Here is a 3,845-nt window from a genome sequence, read left to right as displayed (position 1 = left end):
TTTTGGCTAATGGCTGTGTACCTTATTTATTTTAGGCAGTACTTTTATAGCTGTTAACGAAGATATTACGGTTTTTAAAGCATCCCCCGGAAGGAATATTATACACCCTGTTTTAAGAATAACCGATGTCGGAAGATTTTTTGCCATGATTTTGTTCAATATAAACGCCATATAGGGCAATCCGAATAGATAAATTACTATGGTTCCCGCAAAGGCAGCAGCCAAAATTCTTTTCTTATTTATTTTTTCTCCCGTATTTGCTATTTTGCCTACTATAAAAGCCGCAAATATAAATCCGATTAAGAATCCGAAGCTGGGTTTTAATACCGACTGAGGGCCTCCCGTAAAGTTGGCGAATATGGGAATACCGATCAAACCTAATATTACATAAATGATTTGGGAAAGAGCAGCTAATTTAGGCCCTAAAATAAGTCCCGACAGAATAACAAACAATGTTTGTAATGTAATAGGTACATCACCTAACGGAATACTGACAAATGCTCCTATAGCAGTTAATCCGGCAAATAAAGCCACTAATGTTATTTCTTTTGAAGATATCTTCATCATGTCATCTCCTTTGTAAACCAATATTTTAAAATAAGTTTACATTAATAATAAATCAATATGGATTTTTTGTCAATAAAATACATGAAAAGTTTGCTAAAAATATATTGACAATTAAGTTATATAATTATATACTGTACATATATTATATATACAGTATATACAAAATAAACAGTTTATTTTAGGAGGATTTCTATGAAAATTATAGTATCCAATTCGTCTAATGAGCCTATATATGAACAAGTTGTCAATCAAATAAAGGAAATGATAATAAAAGGAGAACTGAAGGAGGGAGAAGCTTTGCCTTCAATCAGAGGATTGGCGAGGGATCTCAGTATATCGGTCATTACTACCAAAAGAGCCTATGAGGAATTAGAAAAAGAAGGTTTTATAGAAACCGTTCAAGGGAAAGGCTCCTTTGTAGCATTACAAAACAAGGAACTTATAAAGGAGAAAAAATTACAGATAATAGAAGAAAAGTTGTCCGAAATAGTTAAAGAAAGCAGGCTTTTAGGGATTAGTTATGATGAAATTGAAGAAATGCTGAAAATATTGTTTGAGGAGGAATAATTATGGATTATATTTTAGAGGTAAATAAATTAAAGAAAAATTTTAAAAATTTTACCCTAAATGATATCAGTTTTAAACTGGAATATGGGTATATAATGGGATTTATAGGGCCTAACGGTGCGGGGAAAAGCACTACCATAAAGCTTATAATGAATTTGCTTAAGAAAGACGAAGGAGATATTAAGATTTTTGGAATGGATAATATAAAAGATGAGAAAAAAGTTAAAAACAGGATAGGGTTTGTGTATGATGAAAATTATTATTACGAAACCTTAACCATAAATCAGATGAAAAATATAGTATCAAGTTTTTATAAAAATTGGGATGAAAATCAGTTTAAGCATTATTTAAAAGAATTTGATTTAAATCCGAAATCCAAAATCAAAACATTATCAAAAGGGATGAAGATGAAGTTTTCTCTTGCCATAGCTCTGTCTCATAATGCGGATCTGATACTCATGGATGAGCCTACTTCCGGTCTTGATCCAGTTTTCAGAAGAGATATTCTTGACATCCTTTATAATATAATTCAGAATGAAAAGAGAAGTGTGTTCTTTTCAACTCATATAACTACGGATTTAGAGAAAATAGCTGATTATATAACATTTATAAATAAAGGAAATATAGTATTTTCGAAATCAAAGGATGAAGTCATGGAAAATTATGTCCTGATCAAGGGAGGAACTGATCTCCTTGATAAAGACATAAGAAAAGAATTTATAGGAATTCGTGAAACATCTGTGGGATTCGAGGCTTTGACCAATAATGTTGAAAAGATGAAACAAAAATTCGGAGACAGCATACTTGTAGAAAAGGCAAGTCTTGAAGATATAATGGTTTATACGGTAAGGAGGTAAAAAGATGACGGGATTGATAAAGAAGGATTTAATGCTTGTATTTTCAAGCACATGGGAAAAGATATTTCTGATATTTTATATACCGCTGATGCTCTTTGTAATTGAAGCCAGCCAGACAGAATGGTTGTATTTTATTTTAATCAGCAGTTATTCTTATCTTTTATGTATAACATCATTTACCTATGATGTAAAGGGGAATACTGACAGAATGATTAATTCCCTCCCTGTATCGAGAAAAGAAGTAGTCTTATGTAGGTATATGGAATTGATTATATATTTTATATTTTCAATTATATATGTAGGAATTTATTTGTGGATAATTAATATGTTGGGCTTGTATAATATTGGTTACTTTAATATTTCTATGATTAAGATTGCTTTTCCGACATTATTGATTTCTACGGCAGTTGTTTTTCCCTTTTATTTAAAATTCGAACCAAGAATTGCTCAAATAGCATACATGGCAGTCTATATGGGAATATTTCTTGTTGCTTCTAACAGTGCCGGAGGAAACGGCCTCTTTTCAAATTTAATAGTTGGGAAAGAAATAAGTACAACTGTAATTGCTCTGATAATATGGATTATATCATTGATTTTATCCATCAAATTATATGAAAATAAGGATTTATAAGGGGTGATTATATGATTAATCTGATAATTAAAGATTTAAGGCTTTCCCGTAATGTTAATATATTTGCCGTTATATATGTCTTATTTTTGGCGGCTATGGGATTGACACAGCCTATAAGTGTAGCAGTCCATGTATTGTATATTATGTCCATCTGTATGATTACTTTTGCTGTAATCATATATGTCAACGGATATGACGGCAGAAACAGTACAGAAGCTATTTTAAACAGTTTACCTATCGACAGAGTTGATATTGTTAAAAGTAAATACGCATCTTCGCTGATCTTTGCGGTTTTTAACGGGATAATTATGTATATTTTTACTAATTTAATAAAATTATTTGTAGCGGGGGTTCAAGGAGAGCCCATGGCTTTGTGGGATATATCTATTTCAGTAATTATTATTCTCATGTTTTATTCTTTATATTATCCATTTTATTTTAAAATGGGAGAAGGGATGAGGACATTTAATATGATTTTATGGGTTTTCATATTTATATTGCCGTCTATAGTAACAAAGTTAGGAAAAAAATTTCAAGGAACGGCGATTTTAAAGAATATATCCGAAATTGATCCAAATGAGGGCATGTTTATATTTCTGGCTGTTTCAGTAATAGTATATATCATATCTTTAACTATATCTAAAAAATTATATTTAAAAAGAGAATTTTGAAGTAATTTTGCTTGACATTTTATTAATTCCAATGTATACTAAACACAATATAAAAAATCAAGTTTATATGTTTTACAAACAATTCTTATCGAGAGAGGCAGAGGGACTGGCCCGATGAAGCCCGGCAGCCTGAATAATATAGAATATATTATTTAAAGGTGCCAAATCCTGCAAACCATGATGGTTTGAGAGATAAGAAAGTATGCCAGTTAGATTATTAACCTACTTTCTTATTAAGAAAGTAGGTTTTTTAATTGTGAAAAAGGCTTCTATTGAAGTACTAATAAATTGAAGCGGCCTTTTTTGAAACTAATTTAAGGTTAAGTTTACGTTAAGGCAAAATAGGATTTTCCTATGGGTTATGAAAAGTTAATTTTGATTCTTATCGAGAGAGGCAGAGGGACTGGCCCGATGAAGCCCGGCAGCCTGAATAATATGAAAGTATATTATTTAAAGGTGCCAAATCCTGCAAACCATGATGGTTTGAGAGATAAGAAAGTATGTCAGTTAGATTATTAACCTACTTTCTTATTAAGAAAGTAGGTTTTTTAA

Annotated in this window: 5 protein-coding genes and 2 riboswitches; of the genes, 4 read left to right on the top strand and 1 reads right to left on the bottom strand. The window is 30.9% G+C overall.

Going from position 1 to position 3,845, the window contains the following annotated elements; translation table 11 throughout:
• Positions 1-6: 6 nt before the first annotated feature.
• Positions 7-564, bottom strand: a complete 558-nt coding sequence (locus PP176A_RS04580) for a biotin transporter BioY (protein ID WP_071139286.1) — start codon at positions 562-564, stop codon at positions 7-9.
• A 195-nt stretch (positions 565-759) separates the two neighbouring features.
• Between PP176A_RS04580 and PP176A_RS04575 the strand changes: the two genes are divergently transcribed.
• Genes PP176A_RS04575 through PP176A_RS04560 form a run of 4 tightly spaced genes read left to right on the top strand, consistent with a single transcriptional unit; the run spans position 760 to position 3,293 of the window.
• Positions 760-1,134 (top strand): GntR family transcriptional regulator, encoded by a 375-nt coding sequence (locus tag PP176A_RS04575; protein ID WP_071139285.1) that lies wholly within the window; start codon positions 760-762, stop codon positions 1,132-1,134.
• 2 nt (positions 1,135-1,136) lie between these two features.
• Complete coding sequence (locus PP176A_RS04570) at positions 1,137-1,991, top strand: ABC transporter ATP-binding protein (protein WP_071139284.1); 855 nt, start codon at positions 1,137-1,139, stop codon at positions 1,989-1,991.
• A 4-nt stretch (positions 1,992-1,995) separates the two neighbouring features.
• The gene (locus tag PP176A_RS04565; RefSeq protein ID WP_071139283.1) at positions 1,996-2,622 is read left to right on the top strand and encodes an ABC-2 transporter permease; all 627 of its coding nucleotides are present in this window, start codon (positions 1,996-1,998) and stop codon (positions 2,620-2,622) included.
• An 11-nt stretch (positions 2,623-2,633) separates the two neighbouring features.
• On the top strand, positions 2,634-3,293 hold the full coding sequence (locus PP176A_RS04560) for an ABC-2 transporter permease (RefSeq protein ID WP_071139282.1): 660 nt from the start codon (positions 2,634-2,636) through the stop codon (positions 3,291-3,293).
• 82 nt (positions 3,294-3,375) lie between these two features.
• Positions 3,376-3,492: riboswitch (SAM riboswitch) on the top strand.
• A 180-nt stretch (positions 3,493-3,672) separates the two neighbouring features.
• Positions 3,673-3,790, top strand: a riboswitch (SAM riboswitch).
• Positions 3,791-3,845 lie beyond the last annotated feature (55 nt).

This window comes from Sporanaerobacter sp. PP17-6a, assembly GCF_900095615.1.
Taxonomy (GTDB): Bacteria; Bacillota; Clostridia; order Tissierellales; family Acidilutibacteraceae; genus Acidilutibacter; species Acidilutibacter cellobiosedens.
Note: the sequence above shows the minus strand (reverse complement) of the source record. Positions and strands in the feature narration are given on the sequence as shown.

Bases quoted from the DNA above. Each gene is read 5' to 3' on its own strand.
- PP176A_RS04570 (WP_071139284.1), top strand. From the start codon at position 1,137: ATGGATTATATTTTAGAGGTAAATAAATTAAAGAAAAATTTTAAAAAT.
- PP176A_RS04575 (WP_071139285.1), top strand. From the start codon at position 760: ATGAAAATTATAGTATCCAATTCGTCTAATGAGCCTATATATGAACAA.
- PP176A_RS04580 (WP_071139286.1), bottom strand. From the start codon at position 564: ATGAAGATATCTTCAAAAGAAATAACATTAGTGGCTTTATTTGCCGGA.
- PP176A_RS04565 (WP_071139283.1), top strand. From the start codon at position 1,996: ATGACGGGATTGATAAAGAAGGATTTAATGCTTGTATTTTCAAGCACA.
- PP176A_RS04560 (WP_071139282.1), top strand. From the start codon at position 2,634: ATGATTAATCTGATAATTAAAGATTTAAGGCTTTCCCGTAATGTTAAT.